The sequence below is a fragment of the Streptomyces sp. BF23-19 genome, assembly GCF_041106355.1.
GTDB lineage: Bacteria > Actinomycetota > Actinomycetes > Streptomycetales > Streptomycetaceae > Streptomyces > Streptomyces virginiae_A.
This window is the reverse complement of sequence record NZ_JBGBPT010000086.1, coordinates 21514-38967: the sequence shown is the minus strand read 5'-3', so window position 1 is coordinate 38967 and position 17454 is coordinate 21514. Positions and strand designations below refer to the sequence as shown.

20 protein-coding genes and 3 pseudogenes are annotated in these 17454 nt (G+C 70.9%); 9 read left to right on the top strand and 14 right to left on the bottom strand.

Features of this window, described 5'->3' with window-relative positions:
* The 4 genes and pseudogenes from AB8A24_RS35100 to AB8A24_RS35085 form a co-directional block, all read right to left on the bottom strand.
* Nucleotides 1–202 (bottom strand): annotated as a pseudogene (locus AB8A24_RS35100) (sulfate ABC transporter substrate-binding protein); the annotation flags it as partial.
* 252 nt (nt 203–454) lie between these two features.
* On the bottom strand, nt 455–553 hold the full coding sequence (locus AB8A24_RS35095; protein ID WP_328960495.1) for a putative leader peptide: 99 nt from the start codon (nt 551–553) through the stop codon (nt 455–457).
* A gap of 163 nt (nt 554–716) precedes the next feature.
* Nucleotides 717–1175 (bottom strand): Rrf2 family transcriptional regulator, encoded by a 459-nt coding sequence (locus tag AB8A24_RS35090; protein WP_030733383.1) that lies wholly within the window; start codon nt 1173–1175, stop codon nt 717–719.
* A gap of 68 nt (nt 1176–1243) precedes the next feature.
* On the bottom strand, nt 1244–2422 hold the full coding sequence (locus AB8A24_RS35085; protein WP_369478513.1) for an acyl-CoA dehydrogenase: 1179 nt from the start codon (nt 2420–2422) through the stop codon (nt 1244–1246).
* Nucleotides 2423–2686: 264 nt separating this feature from the next.
* Here AB8A24_RS35085 and AB8A24_RS35080 point away from each other — a divergent pair, with 264 nt between their 5' ends.
* Both AB8A24_RS35080 and AB8A24_RS35075 read left to right on the top strand, forming a co-directional pair.
* On the top strand, nt 2687–2953 hold the full coding sequence (locus AB8A24_RS35080) for a putative leader peptide (RefSeq protein ID WP_369478512.1): 267 nt from the start codon (nt 2687–2689) through the stop codon (nt 2951–2953).
* 221 nt (nt 2954–3174) lie between these two features.
* Nucleotides 3175–3708, top strand: a complete 534-nt coding sequence (locus tag AB8A24_RS35075; protein WP_369478511.1) for a winged helix-turn-helix domain-containing protein — start codon at nt 3175–3177, stop codon at nt 3706–3708.
* 42 nt (nt 3709–3750) lie between these two features.
* Here the strand turns inward: AB8A24_RS35075 and AB8A24_RS35070 are convergent.
* The 3 genes and pseudogenes from AB8A24_RS35070 to AB8A24_RS35060 all read right to left on the bottom strand — a co-directional run.
* Nucleotides 3751–4083: pseudogene (locus AB8A24_RS35070) on the bottom strand (homoserine O-acetyltransferase); the annotation flags it as partial.
* Nucleotides 4026–4496, bottom strand: coding sequence for an ABC transporter permease (locus tag AB8A24_RS35065; RefSeq protein ID WP_369478516.1), 471 nt, complete (start codon nt 4494–4496; stop codon nt 4026–4028). The pseudogene AB8A24_RS35070 and the gene AB8A24_RS35065, both read right to left, overlap by 58 nt.
* Complete coding sequence (locus AB8A24_RS35060; RefSeq protein ID WP_369478510.1) at nt 4493–5608, bottom strand: LLM class flavin-dependent oxidoreductase; 1116 nt, start codon at nt 5606–5608, stop codon at nt 4493–4495. The genes AB8A24_RS35065 and AB8A24_RS35060 overlap by 4 nt, the downstream gene beginning before the upstream one ends.
* Before the next feature lie 391 nt (nt 5609–5999).
* On the opposite strand from AB8A24_RS35060, the gene AB8A24_RS35055 reads away from it, so the two are divergent.
* Complete coding sequence (locus AB8A24_RS35055) at nt 6000–6158, top strand: hypothetical protein (protein ID WP_369478509.1); 159 nt, start codon at nt 6000–6002, stop codon at nt 6156–6158.
* A 195-nt stretch (nt 6159–6353) separates the two neighbouring features.
* Here the strand turns inward: AB8A24_RS35055 and AB8A24_RS35050 are convergent, their stop codons facing one another.
* Nucleotides 6354–6854 carry a hypothetical protein gene (locus AB8A24_RS35050; RefSeq protein ID WP_369478508.1) on the bottom strand — a complete coding sequence of 167 codons (501 nt, stop codon included), beginning with the start codon at nt 6852–6854 and terminating at the stop codon, nt 6354–6356.
* On the opposite strand from AB8A24_RS35050, the gene AB8A24_RS35045 reads away from it, so the two are divergent.
* The 3 genes from AB8A24_RS35045 to AB8A24_RS35035 are packed head-to-tail and all read left to right on the top strand — an operon-like array spanning nt 6855 to nt 8740.
* Nucleotides 6855–6995 (top strand): hypothetical protein, encoded by a 141-nt coding sequence (locus AB8A24_RS35045; protein WP_369478507.1) that lies wholly within the window; start codon nt 6855–6857, stop codon nt 6993–6995. It begins immediately after the preceding gene.
* Between the two features lie 3 nt (nt 6996–6998).
* Nucleotides 6999–8300, top strand: coding sequence for an amidase domain-containing protein (locus AB8A24_RS35040; protein ID WP_369478506.1), 1302 nt, complete (start codon nt 6999–7001; stop codon nt 8298–8300).
* Nucleotides 8300–8740, top strand: coding sequence for a hypothetical protein (locus AB8A24_RS35035; protein ID WP_369478505.1), 441 nt, complete (start codon nt 8300–8302; stop codon nt 8738–8740). Before AB8A24_RS35040 ends, AB8A24_RS35035 begins: the two co-directional genes overlap by 1 nt.
* Before the next feature lie 525 nt (nt 8741–9265).
* Here AB8A24_RS35035 and AB8A24_RS35030 read toward each other — a convergent pair.
* Both AB8A24_RS35030 and AB8A24_RS35025 read right to left on the bottom strand, forming a co-directional pair.
* Nucleotides 9266–9502, bottom strand: a complete 237-nt coding sequence (locus AB8A24_RS35030) for a hypothetical protein (protein ID WP_369478504.1) — start codon at nt 9500–9502, stop codon at nt 9266–9268.
* 162 nt (nt 9503–9664) lie between these two features.
* Complete coding sequence (locus tag AB8A24_RS35025; RefSeq protein WP_328960484.1) at nt 9665–10453, bottom strand: alpha/beta hydrolase; 789 nt, start codon at nt 10451–10453, stop codon at nt 9665–9667.
* 156 nt (nt 10454–10609) lie between these two features.
* Between AB8A24_RS35025 and AB8A24_RS35020 the strand changes: the two genes are divergently transcribed.
* Both AB8A24_RS35020 and AB8A24_RS35015 read left to right on the top strand, forming a co-directional pair.
* Nucleotides 10610–11647 (top strand): LysR family transcriptional regulator, encoded by a 1038-nt coding sequence (locus AB8A24_RS35020; RefSeq protein WP_369478503.1) that lies wholly within the window; start codon nt 10610–10612, stop codon nt 11645–11647.
* Nucleotides 11571–11745, top strand: a pseudogene (locus tag AB8A24_RS35015) (IS5/IS1182 family transposase); the annotation flags it as partial. The gene AB8A24_RS35020 and the pseudogene AB8A24_RS35015, both read left to right, overlap by 77 nt.
* A gap of 92 nt (nt 11746–11837) precedes the next feature.
* On the opposite strand, the gene AB8A24_RS35010 reads toward AB8A24_RS35015, so the two are convergent.
* From AB8A24_RS35010 to AB8A24_RS34995, 4 genes are all read right to left on the bottom strand, one after another.
* Complete coding sequence (locus AB8A24_RS35010; RefSeq protein WP_369478502.1) at nt 11838–12443, bottom strand: hypothetical protein; 606 nt, start codon at nt 12441–12443, stop codon at nt 11838–11840.
* Between the two features lie 78 nt (nt 12444–12521).
* Nucleotides 12522–13127, bottom strand: a complete 606-nt coding sequence (locus AB8A24_RS35005) for a hypothetical protein (protein ID WP_369478501.1) — start codon at nt 13125–13127, stop codon at nt 12522–12524.
* Entirely contained in the window at nt 13124–13537 is a 414-nt protein-coding gene (locus AB8A24_RS35000) for a hypothetical protein (protein ID WP_369478500.1), read from the bottom strand. Before AB8A24_RS35000 ends, AB8A24_RS35005 begins: the two co-directional genes overlap by 4 nt.
* Before the next feature lie 340 nt (nt 13538–13877).
* Nucleotides 13878–14876, bottom strand: coding sequence for an amidase domain-containing protein (locus AB8A24_RS34995; protein WP_328960479.1), 999 nt, complete (start codon nt 14874–14876; stop codon nt 13878–13880).
* Between the two features lie 660 nt (nt 14877–15536).
* Between AB8A24_RS34995 and AB8A24_RS34990 the strand changes: the two genes are divergently transcribed.
* The gene (locus AB8A24_RS34990) at nt 15537–17399 is read left to right on the top strand and encodes a transglycosylase domain-containing protein (RefSeq protein WP_369478499.1); all 1863 of its coding nucleotides are present in this window, start codon (nt 15537–15539) and stop codon (nt 17397–17399) included.
* The last annotated feature ends 55 nt before the right edge of the window (nt 17400–17454 follow it).

Genomic DNA, 17454 nt, shown 5'->3' with positions numbered 1-17454 from the left:
CGGTGGCGTGCGTCAGGTTGGGGAAGTACCCGATCCGCACCTCGGAGGCGGAGAGCTTCTTGCCGGCATCGGCCGCGGTGTTGGCGGCCTTGTCGTCCTCCTTCTTCGCCGCGGAACCGTAGCCGCAGGCGGTGAGCAGGAGGGGAAGGGTCGCGGTGACGGCGATGGCACGCAGGGCGGTGAGCGGTCTTGCGGCAGACACGGGGGTGTCCTTTCACGGGATGGTGTTCAGCGAGATACGGGGACGGAGCCGGGCGACACGAAGCCATCGGCGCACACGGAAGTCACTCCCGGCCGTCGGCAGCGGGGTTGCAGGCGGGGGAGTGAGCATCGGATGCTCGCGCTCGGCGGCACGCGGCGGTGAGGCCGGCCGGGGGAGCACCCGGCCGAAGAGAGCGGGCTGGGGCGACGCCCAGGGATGACCTGGGCGTGGGGCCGGACCCGGCGAAGTGTGTCAGCCGGGCTGACAGATGGCGCTGGACGTACGGACCAGGTCGATGTGCCGGCGGGAGGTCAGGGGCAGCATCCGGCCTGCGTGATGCAGTGCTCGCACGGCCACCTCCCTGGATTCCTAGTTTTCCCACCTGGTTGGTAGGCATATTGGCAGAGGCGCAGACCCGCCCCAAGGGGGTGACCGAATGGTGGACGTCGAAATCTCGACATGTGAGAACGTGCAGGTGAGGCTGGGGGGTGCTCGGGGCACGAGGGGGGTGGGGTCAGGGATTGGTCCAGGCCCCGGGCGTGTCGGCCAGTGCCGATACGCCGGCGGGCAGGTCGGACGAGGCCACGTCGGCGAGCGTCACACCGTCGAGGATCTCGCGCACATTGGCCCGCAGCGCGATCCACAGGGGGAGCAGCGCCTGGGCGGGGCCGGTGTAGGACAGGTCCGGCGGGCGGACCCCGCGCACGGAGACGAGCGGTCCGTCCACGACGCGGACCACATCCGCGATGCTGATGGACCCGGCGGGCTTGGCCAGCCGGTAGCCGCCGTTGCCACCTCGCTGACTGAGGACGAGACCGCCTCGGCGCATGTCGTTCAGGATTCCCTCGAGGAACTTGTGCGGGATGTCCTGAGCGTCGGCGATGGCCTCGGCCTTCACCGGCCCGTCATCCTGTGACGCGGCAAGCTGCAGCGCGGCACGTACCGCATAGTCCGCCCTGGCTGAGATCCGCATACGGACATTATCCGGCATGGCCGGGGCCGGTGTCCGTCGCGGGTCCGCGACCGGAGCCGTGCCGGACGTCAACGGAAGGCCGCCACCGCGCGGTGGGAGCCGTTGAGGTAGTGCTCGCCGACGGAGCGGAGGCGGTGTGCGACAGGGCGGTGGGCCGTCAGGACCCGGGCGTTGCGCCAGAACCGGTCCAGGCCGGGCGCGTCGGCGAGCTCCAGTACCCGGGCGGTGATGCGCAGGGCGGCCTTCGACGTCACGGCCTCGGCCGTGGCGACCAGGGCGGCGACGCCCGCGGCTGCCTCCGCGTCGAGGTGCGGCCCCAGGTCGAGGGCCTGCGCCATCACGTCCGTGGCCCGGTCGACCACGGCGGTGGCCGTCTGGGCGGCGGAGGCGAGTTCCCCGTAGGTCAGGAAGAGGTCCGGGTCCTCGCCGGGCAGCCGGTGCGCGCGGCCGCCCCTGCTGAGGTCGCGCGCTTCGGTGAGGGCGCCCTCGGCGATGCCGAGGCCGACGTGGCACAGGGCGAGCCGGAGCGCCGGTTCCGCGAGCGCGGTGAAGGGTGCGGTCGACTCCTCGTCGTGCGGCCGGCGGCCCAGCACCTGCTCGGGCGTGATGGCGACCCGGTCGAGTACGACCTCGCCCGCGCCGGCGACGCGCTGCCCGAGGCGGTCGTGGACCGGCTCGACGCGCAGGCCCCGTGCGCCGGGTGGGATCCGTACCACCAGGACGTCACCGTTCGCGGCGCTGACGGCGTCGACCACGATCTGGTCGGCCGTGGCCACCGCCGTGTGCACGGCCCGGCGCCCGCTCAGCAGATGGCCGGTGCTGTGCCGCCTCAGCGTGAGGTCGCCTCCGTCGGTGTCCTCGTCGGGCCACGGAGTGCGGACCGCGCCGGTCCACAGCCACCGCTCGCGCACCGACTCCTCCTCGAGGGCGGTCGCGTGCTGGTGACTCGCGTAGAAGCGTCCGCTCCAGGTGTGCACGTAGTGGCGGGCGAGTACGTCGCCGACGGAGCTGTCCGCCGCTGCGATCTCCCGTACGACGGCGCATGCGGTACGCCAGTCCGTGCCGCGGTCCGGCCCGGGCGGGGTGAGGGCCGCCGGTAGGCCGGCCTCGCGCAGCCGGGCCGTCTCGTCGGTCGGCGGCTTGCCCGCCTGGTCGCGGACGATGGCGTCGGCCGCGAGGTCGTCCGCCACGTCGCGGGCGGTCCGCAGGAGCGCGCGGCGCTGTGCGTCGGCGGTGCTCGGCGTCATCGGCACCGGCGTCACCGACAGGCCCGGGCGCCGCTGTGTGGCGCGCGAGCTGGGTGGACGGCGGTGCCATGGGGGATGACGGTCGTCATGTCGACTGCTCCGGAACATTGTCGGGCGGCGTCGGCCGGTTGCTGAACGTGCGGGAGGGGGTGCGGGGGCAGGCCGACGGTATCCCCACCTTTCCTATCGGAGTGATAGGGATACTCGCTCGAAGCGGCCTTCCCGGCAAGGGAGTGACCGGATCGTGGACAATTCGATCTCGACATGAAGGATGATGCAGGGCGGGGGCCGACCCGGGGGTCGGCCGGCGGTCGGACCTTGCGTCAGGGAGCACGTGAAGCCGGGGAGTTCGCCCGACCGGCTCGGGGCGGCTACCGGCGGAGGCTTTCCTATCTAACTAGTAGGAAAGTGTTGACGCGCGCCCGGCGCACGCCTCACCATGTGGGCATGCCCCCGTCCCAGCCGTTGCTCGTACGCCGCAGGCACGTTGACTTCCGTCGCGTCGCCAGCGCCGTCTGCCGACCCGTCTAGGGCTTCTTCGACAGGGCGTTTCCCCCGACGCGCACCGGTGTGCCGGATGCCGTCCCTCTCCGTACGCCGCGTACTTCGCGACCCCGGCCTTCGAGCCGTACGGGTCCGCCCGGCGTACGACGCGCCGCGCTCCCCCTCGAATCCGTCGCGGAGACCCCTGCCCCGTCGAGGCCGGACACCCGGCATCCGTATCCGACTCCGAGCAGCCGAAGGGGTTCATCGTGACCACCGCAATCCCCGTACCCGTACCCGTACCCGCACTCCGCCGTTCCCCGGCCCCGCGCCTCCAACTGGTCGGCGACCGACCGCCCTTCGTCTCGGTCGACGGGCCCGACGGCGGTCGCGTCGGATACCTCGTGTTCCTGCCGGCGAATGTCGATCCCGTGGCGTTGATGAGCGCGCACGGCATACGCCCGGAGACCCATCTCCTCGAGCCCGGGACCCCCGCGGAATCCGACCACTCCGATGACGCCATCCAGGTCGATCGCGCACGTCGGCTGGTCGAGGTCGACGGGCGCGTACTCGATCTCACCTACCTGGAGTTCGACCTCCTGGCCCACCTCGTGGCGCACCCGTACACGGTGCACACGCGCGATGCCCTCATCTCGGGCGTCTGGGGTTACGGGCACATCGGCGACGGCCGTACCGTCGACGTCCACGTGGCCAGGTTGCGCCGCAAGGTCGGTCCCGCGTACCGGGACCGCATATCCACCGTGCGTCGCGTCGGCTACAGGTACGTTCCCGACCACCAGTAGCCCCCCGGGTCGGCCGGGGCGCCACATCGGTGGACCGGCCCGTCAGCAGGTAGGGCGGGCGGCCGGATCCGCTGCGCCGTCGAGGAGTGCCCGCACCAGTGCGGAGACCTGCTCGGCCTCCAGCAGGAAGCCGTCGTGCCCGTACGCGGAGCGGATGATCCGCACCCCGCCCGCGGAGGGGATGCCGGCTGCGAGTTCCTCCTGCTGGGCAAGGGGGTAGAGGCGGTCGGAGTCCACTCCGGCGACCACCGTCCGGGCCGTGACCCGGCCGAGTGCCGTACGGATGCCGCTGCGGCCCCGCCCGATGTCATGGGCGTTCATGGCCTCGACGAGGGCGACGTAGCCGGCCGCGTCGAACCGCCGGACGAGCTTGGCGGGGCCAGCGGTCGGACCGTGCCGATCAGCAGGCCCAGCGGCACCCCGGCCAGCACGGCGTACGCGGAGCCGGTGCCGATCCGGCCCAGGCTCACCCCCAGATGCTCGATCAGCAGGTGGCCGCCGTAGCCGCGCACCCCGTCGTGCACGGTGGAGGCGAGGACGAACTGCCGCCACACGTCGCCGGGCGAGGGAACCAGCACCCGCGGCCACACCTCGGCGGACACCACTGCCTGCCAGGCGGCGAGGAGCACCGCGAGGGCGACGATCCGCAGCGCGCCCCAGCGGAACGCCTCCCGTAGACGGTCCCGTCGCGGGGACCCGGCCTCGGCCGTATCCGGGCCGGGCGGCGGGGACCGATCCGGCCCGGCCGTCGCCGTCGCCGTCGCCGTCGCCGTCGTGAGAGCGGTCACGCGGCGTCCGCCCCGGTCAGGGCGCGCAGGCGCGGCGCCACTTCCTCGCCGACCCGGTACGCCTCTTCGAGGTGCGGGTAGCCGGAGAGGACGAACTCGTCGATGCCCAGGGCACGGTACTCGGCGAGCCGTGCGGCCACCTCGTCGTGCGAGCCGACCAGCGCGGTCCCGGCACCCTCGCGGACCAGACCGATGCCCGCCCACAGGTTCGGCGCCACCGTCAGGCGGGAGGCGTCCGCGATCCCGCCGTGCAGTGCCGTCATCCGGGCCTGCCCGGTGGAGTCCATGGCGGCGAACCGCTCCTGGCTCGCCCGTACGGCCTCCGGATCGATCCCGGCGAGGATCCGGTCCGCCTCCGACCAGGCCTCGGCGGCGGTGTCCCGGCTGATGACGTGCAGCCGCAGGCCGAACCGCACGGCGCGGCCGGCCGCCCGGGCCCGCTCGCGCAGCCGGGCGAGGCGCGTGGCGATGGCGGCGGGCGGCTCGCCCCACAGCAGCTGTACGTCGGCCTGCCGGGCGGCGACCTCCTCGGCGGCGGGCGAAGCCCCGCCGAAGTACAGGGGCACGGGGTGGCGGAGTTCGGGATCGGTGAGCCGGGCCCCCTCGATCCGCAGATGCGTCCCGTCGTGGTCGGCCGTCCTGCCGTCCAGCAGAGTGCGCAGGACCGTCATCACCTCCTCGGTCCGGGCGTAGCGGGCGTCGTGCTCCAACCGGTCCCCGTACGCGCGCTGTTCGGCGGGGTCGCCGCCCGTCACCACGTTCAGCGCGAGTCGACCTCCCGCGAACCGGCGGAAGGCGTCGGCCTGTTGGGCGAGCAGCGTCGGACTGGTGAAACCGGCGCGGAACGCCACGAGGAACCCGATGCGGGTGGTGTGCTGCGCGAGCGCGGTGGTGACGATCCACGGATCGACGCAACCGAGCCCCACGGGCGTGAGCAGCGAGTGGAATCCGGCCTGCTCGGCGGCCCGTGCCACCTGCGCCAGGTACGGGATGTCCGCGGGCCGCCGGGTGGCGGCTCCGGTGCGTTCCTGGACGGCGGTGACGCCGCCGGGATCGCGGCCGTCCCCGCCGGTGGGCAGGAACCAGTGGAGCAGGAGGGGGTTTTCCGGCATGAGGGGACCTCGTCCGAGCAGCGGCATGACACGTGCCGCCACCGAGGGGCGGTGACACGTGTACACGAGCGGGAGGGCAGGCGGAGGGAGACGCGTGGGAAGCGCGTGGACGTCCGGGCGGTGTCAGGAGCGGCGGATCAGCGGATCAACAGCCGTGCGCACGGGGGAAGTCGGCCCGACACAGCATGGTCGAGACACGCAGCAGATCTACGTGACGACGCGATATGAGGGCGGGGGCCATGGCCGTATCCTGTCGGCGCAGCTCAGGCGCATGCAAGCGTCGTCCGAATATTGGACCATCCCCGTTCCGTATTCCGGGACCCATCGGTGCGGCCGGTCAGGCTCGGCGGCGGCCCTGTCCTTCCCGGAGGTCGGCGACCGGCTGGTACCCGTGATCCGGAGCGCACTGGCGGCGGGCGCCACCGGCAACGCCGCCATCGACCCGGTCGGCGCCCGGGAGCGGTTCGGTACGGCCGCCAGGCAGGCCCGGCCCGCTGGTGCCTGGCCGGCCTCGCACCGCTCGGCAGCACTACCGCCCCGCTGCTGCTGAGCGACACCTCCTTCTCGGAGGAAGCCCACCCCAAGGCGCTACGAGCCCTCACCTGGAGGCTGCTCACCGACGGGCAGCCGGGCTCGACTCTTGTCCGCGGACGAAAGTCAGGAGCCCGAGGGCGGGGCGGGGGCGGGGCGGGTGAGGGGCGGGTGAGGGCGCTCGAGTGTGGGGCGCGGACCGGTCGCCGGTGGGTCAGGGGCAGGTCTCTTCGGTCTTGGCGACGGTGAAGGAGACCGGCCGGCCGCTGAGCGCGGTCCCGGGCTTCGGGTCCTGGCTGCACACCTTCCAGTTCGACTCCTGGAGCACCATGCGGCTCTGCACCGCGTCCTTCACGGTGATGCTCGCGTTGGACGGCAGGGCGCCTCGTACAGCCTTCATGCCCTGGCCGACGAAGTTCGGCATGGTGTCGCCGGCGGGCTTGGGGGCGGGGGCGTCGGTGGCCGGACAGGTCTCCTCCAGCTTGACTGCGCCGAAGTCGACGCTCGTGCCGGTGTCGATGCTCGCGCCGGCGGCGGGGGTCTGGGAGCAGACCTTCCAGTTCCGGTCGAGGGCCTGGAGTCTGTCGCGGCCGAGGGCGTCGTGGGACTTGAGGGCGTAGAACCCGGCGGCCTGCGCCTCGTCCTGGGCGGTCTGGAGGCCCTTGCCGACGAAGTTCGAGAGCTCAAGCGGTGTGCGACCGCCTGGGAGGACCACATGGTCGACCTCGGGAAGCAGATGAACACCATGGCCGACAACCTCCACACCACGGCCAACGCCTACGACACCACGGACGCGCAGGCGAAGGACGCCTTTGCCAGGCTCCAGCAGGGCCTCGCCGACTTCGGGAGGAGCTGACCCGTGGTCGCCTGTCACGACCTGTACGACTGCCGCGTGGACCAGTGGCAGAAGGCGGCGGACGACTGGGTCGAACTCGCCCGGCGTTCCTCTTCCGCCTGCGAGGACATCCGCGCGCAGGGCAAGAAGCCACTCGACGACCACTGGGCGGACGCCACCGGCAAGCAGGCCGGCCGGCGCCTGGAAGACCTCGCCGACCGTCTGGAGTCCGGCGGCGACATCATGAAGGGTGTGGCCATGGTGGTCGACGCCCTGGCCCATTCCATGGGCCTCGCCCAGCGCACGCTCTTCCATGCGACCGAGCCGGCGCGCGAGCACGGGCCGAGCGTCGAGGACGGCCGCGCCGTGGGCGCGTACACGGGTGCCGCACCCGTCGGCCCGAACGTCCCGCAGAACGTACGCGATGCCCATACCAAGGAACTGGGCCGGATATCCGAGGTCAACGGGCTGATCGAGGAGGCGCTGCGCGAAGCCTCCCAGGCGGACGCGAAGGCCTCCGTCGAACTGGACAAGCTCGCGAAGACCATCAACGTCTCCGACACCTCGAAGGCGCACAACGAGATCCTCGTCGAGGCGTCGCACGTCGCATTCGAGATCCTCAGGGCGGACATGCCCGTCGGGAAGGATCCGCACCTCGTCCGCACCTGGTGGGACGGCCTGACGCCGCAGCAGCAGAAGGACCTCATGCGGGCCGACCCCGTGACCCTCGCCGACCTCAAGGGCCTGCCGCTCGAGGTCGGGCGCGAACTGCGCGGACCCGACGGGAAGGTCGACCGGGTCGAGATGGTGCGGTACGCGCTCGACCACTGGGACAAGAAGGACGACCTCGACTACGGGGCGCTCGGCAACTGCACCAATTTCGTGTCGTCGAGCCTGGAAGCGGGGGGCATGAAGAAGAAGATCGACCCTTGGACGGGGCTGATGGGCGACAACGCCTGGGGCCGCCAGAGCGGGACCGGGTGGGACTGGCTCGACCAGCACGCGTACCACTCCGAGTCGTGGGCACGGGCCGAGGGACTGCAGAACTTCCTGCTGCGCCACGGCAGCAGGGAGGTGCCGAGGACCGAGGCACAGCCCGGTGACATCGTCTTCTACGAGCAGGTGGCTGCCGGCACGGAAACCGCCCCTGGCGAGACCCACCACGCCGCCGTCGTCACCTCGGTCACCCCGGACGGAGACATCAAGCTGACCCAGCACACGAGCTCGTTCCAGAACGTGAGTCTGGACAGCCGGGAACACATCGCGAACAGGAACGGGGGCGAGCAACGCATCCGCATCGTCCGCCCGGAACCGGATTGGTACTGATGGCCACCACCTCGCCCTCCCCCGCAGCGAGCGACGGCACGGCGCGCCCGCGTGCCGTCACGCCGGGCACCGTGACGGCGGCGCTGCTGGTGCCGCTGCTGACCGTGGCCGGTGTGGCTACCTCCCTGCACACACAGGAGATCGAGCACGGGTGGGCCGACCGGCAGCGCGAAGCCTGCCGGCGCCTGCCCTTCCCGATGGCGGAGTACGTTGCGGGGTTGGCCGGTGTGGGCCTCGGCCTGGCGGCGGTGGCCGTGTGCGTGCTGCTCGCGCGGCGGCTGCGCGGACGGTACGGCCGCCGCCTCGGGGAGAGCCGGCCGGGCCTCGTCGCCGGTACCACCGTCTGGTTCAACGTTCTGGCGATCCCGATGGAACTGATCCAGCTGTACGTCGTCCACGCGGCCGCAGCGGCGGGGATCAACCTCGGTGACGGGTGCTGACGAGCTCGTGCACGGTGGGCGGGTGGGACGTCGGGGCCAATGGCTTGTTGCCCGGAGTCGAGCTGAGGGCGCGGGGAACGGCGGGGCGGTGCTTCGTCGGACGCCGCCCGAGAGGATCGCAGCCGCCGTGAGTCGTGATCCTCAGGCTGCAACCGAGCCGGCCCGATCGAGAGGAAGACCTTCGCATACCCATCCCGGCCATCACTCCGTCTCCTAGCCTGGTGTGCGGCGGTCACGGGCGAGGCAGCAGAGGGAAGTCCGACGACCTTTCCGTGGTCCTTTCGATGTGCGGGTGCTCGCAGTCCTTGTAGAAGGTGCCTATGCCATGGGGCAGAGACCGACCAGTCGAGATCGGCCCAGGAGAGGGCGAATCCCGCGCGGAGATCACCCCGGCGAGGCGAGCGGGAGGGTATGGACCACCGCTGCGGCCGTGCTCTCCCCGGCCGCAGCGGTGTGCTGGGTCCACGCCGCGGCAACCGCCGTGTCCGCCAGGGCCTGCGCGCCACGCGCCTTGCGATTCTTCAGTCAGGTCGCCAGTCGGCTCGCACCGATCCGGCGAAGGGCGGCCGGCGTCTGGTGGCCGGTCAGCCGCACGAGGGCAGCCTTGGACGCCGCGTATGCGAACACCGCTCCAGGAGCGGGAAGTACTCCAGCAGTTGGGCTCGCAGTGTTCAGGTCGACGGCCTCGGTCACCGGGCCGTCATCGGCCAGTGCCAGGACGTCGGCCGTAAGTTCCAGTAGCTCGGGGTCGTTGTTGGGCACGCGGCGTGAGAGCACCTTCGTTCCGTCCGTGTCCGTGGGTCTCCCGATCGTACGAAGGACCGGAAGTAATCTCGAGGGAGCTGCCAGTGCCGCCGTGATGCCGCATCCGGTCGCAGTTACCCGTCCTGACCGGGACGGTCTCGGTCGGCTCGTCCGGGCGGGTTATGGGGTGGCGCGGGTGGCCTGGGCTATCCGGGCGAGCGCGGCTCGCAGTGCGGTGTTGAACCGGTCGGGAAGCTCCTGGTGTGGCATGTGAGCGGCGGCGGCGATCACGCTTACCTCGGCTTCGGGGGTGAGGGCGGCGCAGGTCCGGGCCACCTCCAGGGGGATCGCGGTGTCCAGCTCACCGTGGATGTAGTGGATCGGCACCTGCAGCCCGGGCAGTGTCGGACGTGGGTCGTAGCCCTCGGCGCCGGCCTGGTGCTCGTCGATGTAGACGCCGGAGTCCAGGATCTGGCGGACCGTCCAGTCGATGAGCGCGGGCGCGGTGCCCGGCGCGTACCACCCGGGCACCCAGTCGGCGACCGTACCGGCCCGATCGCGACGCAGAGCGGCCACGAGCTCCGCCTGAGCCTTCGCCGACGGCCAGTACCCCGGCGCGCCCACCGGGACCACGCCTGCAATCAACTCGGGTCGACTCACGGCCAGTTCAGTGGCGAAGGACCCGCCGATCGACGAGCCGATGACCACCGGCCGGTCCAGCCGCAGCGCGCCGATCAGCGCCACCAGGTCGCTGACCACCCCGGCGGTGGTGTTGCCCCGGACGGGGCGAGCCGACCGCCCGCAGCCCCGCCAGTCGACCGTGACGACCCGGTGGTCCCGGGTGAAATCAGGCAGCTGGGCGCCCCAGGTCCGGCCGCTGGTGCCCCAGCCGTGCAGGAACAGCAGCGCCGGACCGGCCCCCTCGTCCTCGTAGTGGAGCGTGGTGTCGTTGATGTCCAAGCCGGGCATGGTTCTCCTCTGCCTCGTAGGTCCTTGCGGGCCGCGCGGTTCGTGATGTCCCCAGCCAACCGCGATCACCTTCGCCGGCCAACGAGCGATCCGCGCCTACACTGATCGCGAACAGTGATCAATGCTGGTCGCGGTGGACAGAGAGACCGGGGGACCATGGAGCTGCGTCAGCTGCGCTACTTCCTCACCGTGGCGGAGGAACTGCACTTCGGCCGTGCTGCCGATAGGTTGCACATCGTGCAGTCCGCGGTGAGTCAGCAGCTCCGTCGGCTTGAACGCGAGTTGGGTGCCGAGCTGTTCGCCCGCTCCACTCGCGTTGTCCGGCTCACCGAGGCCGGCAACCGGCTCCTCCCGTACGCCAGGGAGATGCTCGCCCTCCAGGTACGCGCCCGGGAGGCCGTCGACGAACTGCGGGTCGAACAGGCCGCGACGGTGCGCCTCGGCACCAGCTCCGGGCTGGGTGCCTGGCTGGACGCCGTGCTCACCGCGTTCACCCGGCGTACCGAACACGCCCAGTTGGAACTCGTCACCGGCAGGACCGAGGAACGTTTGGCGCAGGTGCGGGCGGGTGACCTGGACGCCGCCCTGCTGCACGGTGAACGGACCGCCCCTGGGCTGGAGTTCCTGCCGCTGTGGCAGGACGCGCTGATGGCGGCGCTACCCGCGGGTCACGAGCTTGCCGCGCGGGAGACCGTGGCACTGGCTCGGCTCGCGGAACTACCGCTGCGGCTCTCACCCCGCTCCCGCAACCCCGCGCTCCACGACCTGGTGATGCGCTCCTGCTGGGCCGCCGGCTACACGCCCGTCCTGGGCCCGGAGTTCACCAACGACCAGGACACCCTCGCCGCCATCGGCTACGGCAAACCGTCCTGGACGGTCTTCTACGCCCCGCACGCCGATCAGCTCTCCGTTCCCGGCGTGGTGTTCCGTCCCCTGAGCGACCCGACGCCCGTCATACAGACCTACCTTGCGGTGCGGAACGGTCCGCCCCGGACCGCACTGCGTGCCTTGATCGAAGCCTGCTACGAGGCAGACGAGGGGGCCCGGGGCGACGTGAACGTGGCGCCGCCGATCTGCCCAACGACGGACGGGGCCGTACCCCTGCTTCAAACCGTCCCCACCGGTCCGCGGCAATCGCGGCCGCCCCCGCCGGCGGCCCGACACGGTGCTCGGGGATCGCGGCTACGGTCATGACAAGTACCGGCGTCAGGCCTGGGGTGAAACCCGTCCTCGCCCGACGCGGCGTCCTGCACGGCTCCGGCCTCGGCGCCGACCGCTGGGTTGTCGAGCGGCACCGGATCGTGGAGGGCGCCCGGATGCAGTGCGCTGGCGCCGGCTCTTCGGTACTTTCGAAGAGCCGGCACTACGAGGCCGTTGCCGTTCCTCAGATGCGCTGTGCAGTCAGCCTCGTTCCATCCGCCCCAAGGACCAGAACGTTCCTGGCGGTCCCGTCGCGGCCGTGATCGCCGTTCCACCACTCGACGAAACTCTGGGCAAGCGATTCAGATCCAGGCTTTCCGGACCCTGCTGAGTAGTCCGTGCTCAACTCAACGTCATAGTCGTGTTCGGTCAGTTGGACTATGGCCAGCGTGCGGGCGTGGTCGACCTGCTCTGCTTCGCCCTTGGTGATAGCCCAGGCGCGGAACCGCTCCAGCATTTCTGCATCCGTGGTCCGCCTGGTCACGGGGCCGGTGGGCAATCGCTCAGGGGCGTCGGCGACGCCGTTCAGGCAGCCTCGCACCCATGAGCCACGATCCATCTCGGCGGCGCTGCCGGCCTGCAGGGCCCGGCGCGTACAGCCACCCCATACGGTTTCGCGGACGGCCGCCCCCTTGCCCGAGGAGTCATGAACGGCCTTGCCCTCGGTGTATCCGGCACGGTAGGCGGCAACGTACTCAGGTACGGCAGACGAGCGGGGCTCGGGCGTAGAGCCGTCGTAAAGCTTGCCGCTGCCGCAACCGACCAGGCCGACCAACACGGCGACAGTCATACCGAGTACTCGGTGTGAGCGATGATTCATTACTCCCCCTGGGTGCAGACTGTTACCCATCGAGAGGGCATCCCGGGCTCATCGGTCGCACCGGTCGAAGGTGGGTTCGCGCGCCTCAAGAACTGGCGGACCGCTCGGCGACGTCGACGAGCAGCTCGGGCATCCGCGGCTCGGCGCCGGCGAACTCGCGGGCGGCGTCGACGTCACCGGCCTGGACGGCCCGGAGGTGGCTGAACGCGCTGATCGCCGCGCCCGGGGTCGCACCTGCCCCGGAGACAGGTCGGCGCGTCCATGACGGACGCCGTGGAAGGCCCTGATCACCTTCCAGCCGTCCGCGACGGCTTCGCGGGCCGATGCCGCCGCGAGACGGCTCTTGCCCTGGCCTCCGGGCCCTTGAAGCCACCGAACCGCCAGGCGGCGCCTCGAAGAACGCCAGGCGTCCAGATCGGCGAGCTCCTCGGCCCGGCCGGTGAACGGCACGATCTCGTGGCGGGCGCTCAGCATGCGGCGGGGCAGCTCCCGCAGCCACTCCGGATCCGGATCCGGGGCGGGACGCCAGTTCTCCAGCACGTAGACCGGCAGCCCGTCCACATAGACGTGGATGTCACCGCCGATCACCGCGTAGGCGAACCCGCCGTTCGCGCTGACGTGTTGGCGTGCGGGGGAGGGGTCCTGACCGCTCATACCGGGGCGTCGCCGGACGCCGGCCGGTGATGGTGCACATGGACGCTGCTGCCGGGCCCCTGCGCTCCGAAGGCCGCGCCGCCCGCGTGTGCGGTGATGTGCTGCGACCAGCTCTGCGCGGAGTGGGGCAGGGCGGCCTCCTCGACCATGGCCCGCACGTCGTCGGCCGCCTCGGGGTGGTCGCGCAGCAGTGCCGCGATCCGCCGGGCCCAGGGGCGTACCAGGTCGTCGCGGACGAGGTCGGCGTCCTCCCCCTCTTCGAGGACGAGGCCGGCGTCGCCGTCCAACTGGACCCGCAGGGCCGCCGCTCGATCCGCGTCCCGGCGCCGGACGAGTTCCAGGACCCGGTCCCTTGTGCCTTCCCAGACGTTGGTGGCCATCGCCGCCACGAGGGTGGTCGCCCCGGTCATGGCCAGGACAGTCATCGGATCCGACATCAGAACCCCGTCACTTGCTGAAGTTTGTCCCGTTCAGACTAGTGACGAACCGGTGCGATTCCCCTTCGAATCCCCCGATGGAGTGGCGGGGAACGCGGGCGGTGCGCTCCGACAGGGAGCTGGACGCCGACCTCAGACCACCCCGCCGAACAACACCGCGAGGCGGTGACGATCCTGCGGGAGCTGGTACACCGGCACTGCTGAACCAGGCCCGCTACTCGATGCTCGACCGCACGCCCGAGGACGGACTGCGGGACGGGTCGGCCTCTCCTGTCGAGGGAGTTCCGCGACAGGAGAAGCCGAGGGGCAACCGTCAGGTGCGGTACGCGTAGTAGACCGCGTCCGGGTAGGACGCGATGATGCTCGCGAGGGACTTGCGGTAGGTATTCGTGGAGTGGTAGGTGAGGTACGGCATTCCTGCGCTGCTGCGGTACGTCACCATCATGGAGTGGTCCTTGGACCCGTCCTTGTTGAAGTCCACCTGCACGATGTCACCGACGTCCGTCTGGTACACACTGGCCAGATTCGCGGCCCGCTTGTTGGACAGCGTGAACCATGCAAACTCGTTCGCGCCGACCCAGGAATCGGACTGGCGGGCTCCGTCGTACCACCAGTTCCGGTAGTCCGACGTGGAGCCCGGAACGGCCTTCCAGCCACCCGCCTTCAGCGCCTGGCTGATGAAGTTGGTGCAGTCGCCCCCGGCGCCGTTGAACTTGCGGTACGCCGGATTGTAGTTGCTCCAGTACTTCTCCGCGTACTTCGCCATGGCTGCGTAGTCGTAGGTACCGCCGGTCTTCGCCTTGGGCTTGGCCGGGGCGGGGTACTTGGTGGACGCGGGCGTGCCGTCCGGGTACTGGTTGCCGTCGTCCTTGACGACGTTCACCTTGGCCGCCACCGGCTCGTTGATCGCGACGGGGCCGCTGTCCTGAGACTTGATCGATGTCAGTTCCCAGCCACCGCCCCGCTTGCTGGTGAGCGTCAGTTCGTAGCGCGTCCGGAAGTCGGTGGTGGCCGGCTCGTCGCCGCGCAGTTTCTTGTAGGTGAGCGTGGTCTGCTCGGTGACCTGGACGGTCGCCTTCCCACCTGCGACAGTGGCACGGTCGACGGCGACGCGGGTGTCGGCGCCCGTGTAGGCCTCGCCGAGATCCGCAAGCCGTGTTCTGCGGGACCGCAACGACGAGATCGCGGCCTCCTCGTCCTTCTTCAACTGGGCCGACATCCGTGTCTTCGCAGGAGTCTGGCCGGAATGACGACGCCCTGGCTGGTCCTCGACCAAGGCCTGGGTGCGCTCGGAGAGCACGTCCTCGGCCATGCGAGCGAAGGCTTCGGAGGTGGCACGATCGGCCGCCTCGGGCCCGGTGCCCGCACTCGCCGAGTACGCCAACATGCTGCCGGACGCCAAGGCTACGGTCAGGGCCGCAATGGCGGCGGGCCTGAACCTCTTAGGTATCACTGTGGTTCCCCTTGTCACCCGGTACACACGAACCGGGGGACGGCATCGTCGCACAACTGGGCGACTCTTTCGTTGCGTTCCGTTTCGTCGACGGCCCCCAGGCGCAGCCGCCCCGCCTCCGATGCGGTCCGCCTCCGCTTCGCCACAGGGGACGAACCGCCGCTCGCTGACGGGATGAGGCCACCACCCCGCCGGCCTCACAGCAAATACATCTAATGTGTGCGGGAAAGCACAGCACAGGGGGCATTCGCAGTGGATAGGCAGGATTCGGCTGCAAGAAGGCGAGCGCGGGGCGGGCAGGTGGCTCCGGAGGGCGCAGGTGGGGTCCGGTCGGGCCGCAGGGACAAGTCAGGGACCCGCCGCCGTCCCCGGGAGCGAGCCGGCCGGCTCGGTGCCCTGGCACCGGCCGTCGATGTGGCGCGTACGCAACTACGGCGCCTGAGGCCCGCCTTCCCGAGACCGGGCCGCACCGGCCGGCGCCGGTGGATACCCTCGTGGCGCCAGTGGCTCGGTGCCTGCGTGTACGCGTTCATAGCCATGACGGGCTTCGTCACCTACGCCTACGCCACCACGGAGATACCCGACGACATCAACTCGTTCGCCACGCAGCAGGACAACGTCTACTACTGGGCCGACGGCACAACGATGGCCCGGACGGGCTGGGTCAGCCGGCAGGAGATGCCGCTGGACAAGGTCCCTCCCAAGGTCCAGTCAGCCGTCCTGGCAGCCGAGAACGCGAGCTTCTACTCGGATCCCGGAGTCTCGCCGGCCGGCTTCCTCCGCGCTGTGAGCGCCGCGGTGACCGGGGGCGAGACCCAAGGCGGCTCCACCATCACGCAGCAGTACGTGAAGAACGCCTACCTGAATCAGGACCGCACCCTCTCGCGGAAGTTCACCGAGATCCTGCTCGCGGTGAAGCTGGACAACCAGAGGGACAAGAAGCAGATCCTCCAGGACTACCTCAACACCAGTTGGTTCGGGCGCGGCACCTACGGCATGCAGCGCGCGTCCCAGACGTACTACGGCAAGGACGTCTCTCAGCTCAACGTCAGCGAAGGCGCCTTCCTGGCCTCCCTGCTCAAGGGCGCCGGACTGTTCGACCCCGCCCTCAGCCCGGAGAACCACGAGCGGGCCGTCGAGCGGTGGTCGTGGATCCTGGACCGCATGGTCGAGACCGGCCGGCTCACGCGCGCCGAGCGTGCGACCTACACGGAGTTCCCCGAGCCCACGGGCGGGTCCCTTCCCGGCGCTCCCGGCGCGCAGACCGGCTACCTGGTCGAGCTGGCCAAGGCGTACGCGATCAAGACCGGCCACATCCCGGACGCCGAGTTCGACCTCGGCGGCTACCAGATCTACACGACCTTCGACAAGGCCCGCATGACGGCGCTGACCGGTGCCGTCCAGGAGGCGCAGAAGGACTTCGACGCCGAGCGGCGCCCCGACACCGACAAACACGCCAGGATCGGCGCGGCGAGCGTGGCCCAGGACGGGCGGCTGCTCGCGGTGTACGGCGGCCCCGACTACCTGAAGCAGGGCTTCAACGAGTCGAACGCGACGACGATCCCGGTCGGCACGGCGCTCACTCCGTTCGTCTACGCGGCTGCGCTCGAGGAGGGGGTGGTGCGCACGCGCGGCAAGGACCGCACGCCCGTCTCCCCTTCCACCATGGCCGACGGCAACGACCAGGTGACCGTGCAGACGCCCGAGGGGCCGTACTGGGACCGCAGCGGCAAGGTGGTGAAGGGCCGCAACGACGGCGGCCGCAACTGGGGTCAGGTGACCTTGAGCCAGGCCGTCGCCAACTCCGTCAACACCCCCATGCTGCAGCTCGGCCTCGATGTCGGCCTCGACCGGGTGGAGTCGTTCGCCGAGCGTTCGGGTTTGCTCGGATCGAGCCTCGGGCCGCGGATTCCCACGTTCGCACTCGGGGAGAACTCGACCCCCAGCGCGATCCGCATGGCCGGGGCTTACGAGACGTTCGCCGCCGACGGCATGCACACCGACCCCTACTCGGTGCGCTCGGTCACCCGCAACGGCGCCGCGATGCCGCTCGACGCGCCGAAGCCGACCCGGGCCGTGAAAGCCGAGACCGCCCGGGCGGTGACGGACGCCCTGCGGTCCGCCGTCACCGAGGGATCGGCGAAGGCGGTGGCCAAGGTGCACCCCGGCACGGCGGGCAAGACGGGAACGACGGCCGCGAACACGGCAGGCTGGTTCGTGGCCAGCACCGAGAACGAGTCCACGGCCGTGGTGGTCTACCGGATGTCGTTGACCGACCTGGTTCCGCAGCCGCTGACGGGTCTGGGCGGCGACACCCCGAACACGCCCGGCAGTGACCGGGCGCTGCGCCTGTGGGCGAACTACGTCAAGGCGGTGAAGTAGGGCGGGGGGGGGGCGCCGCCCGGCGGACGGCAGCTGCGGGCCCGGCGGGCCGGCA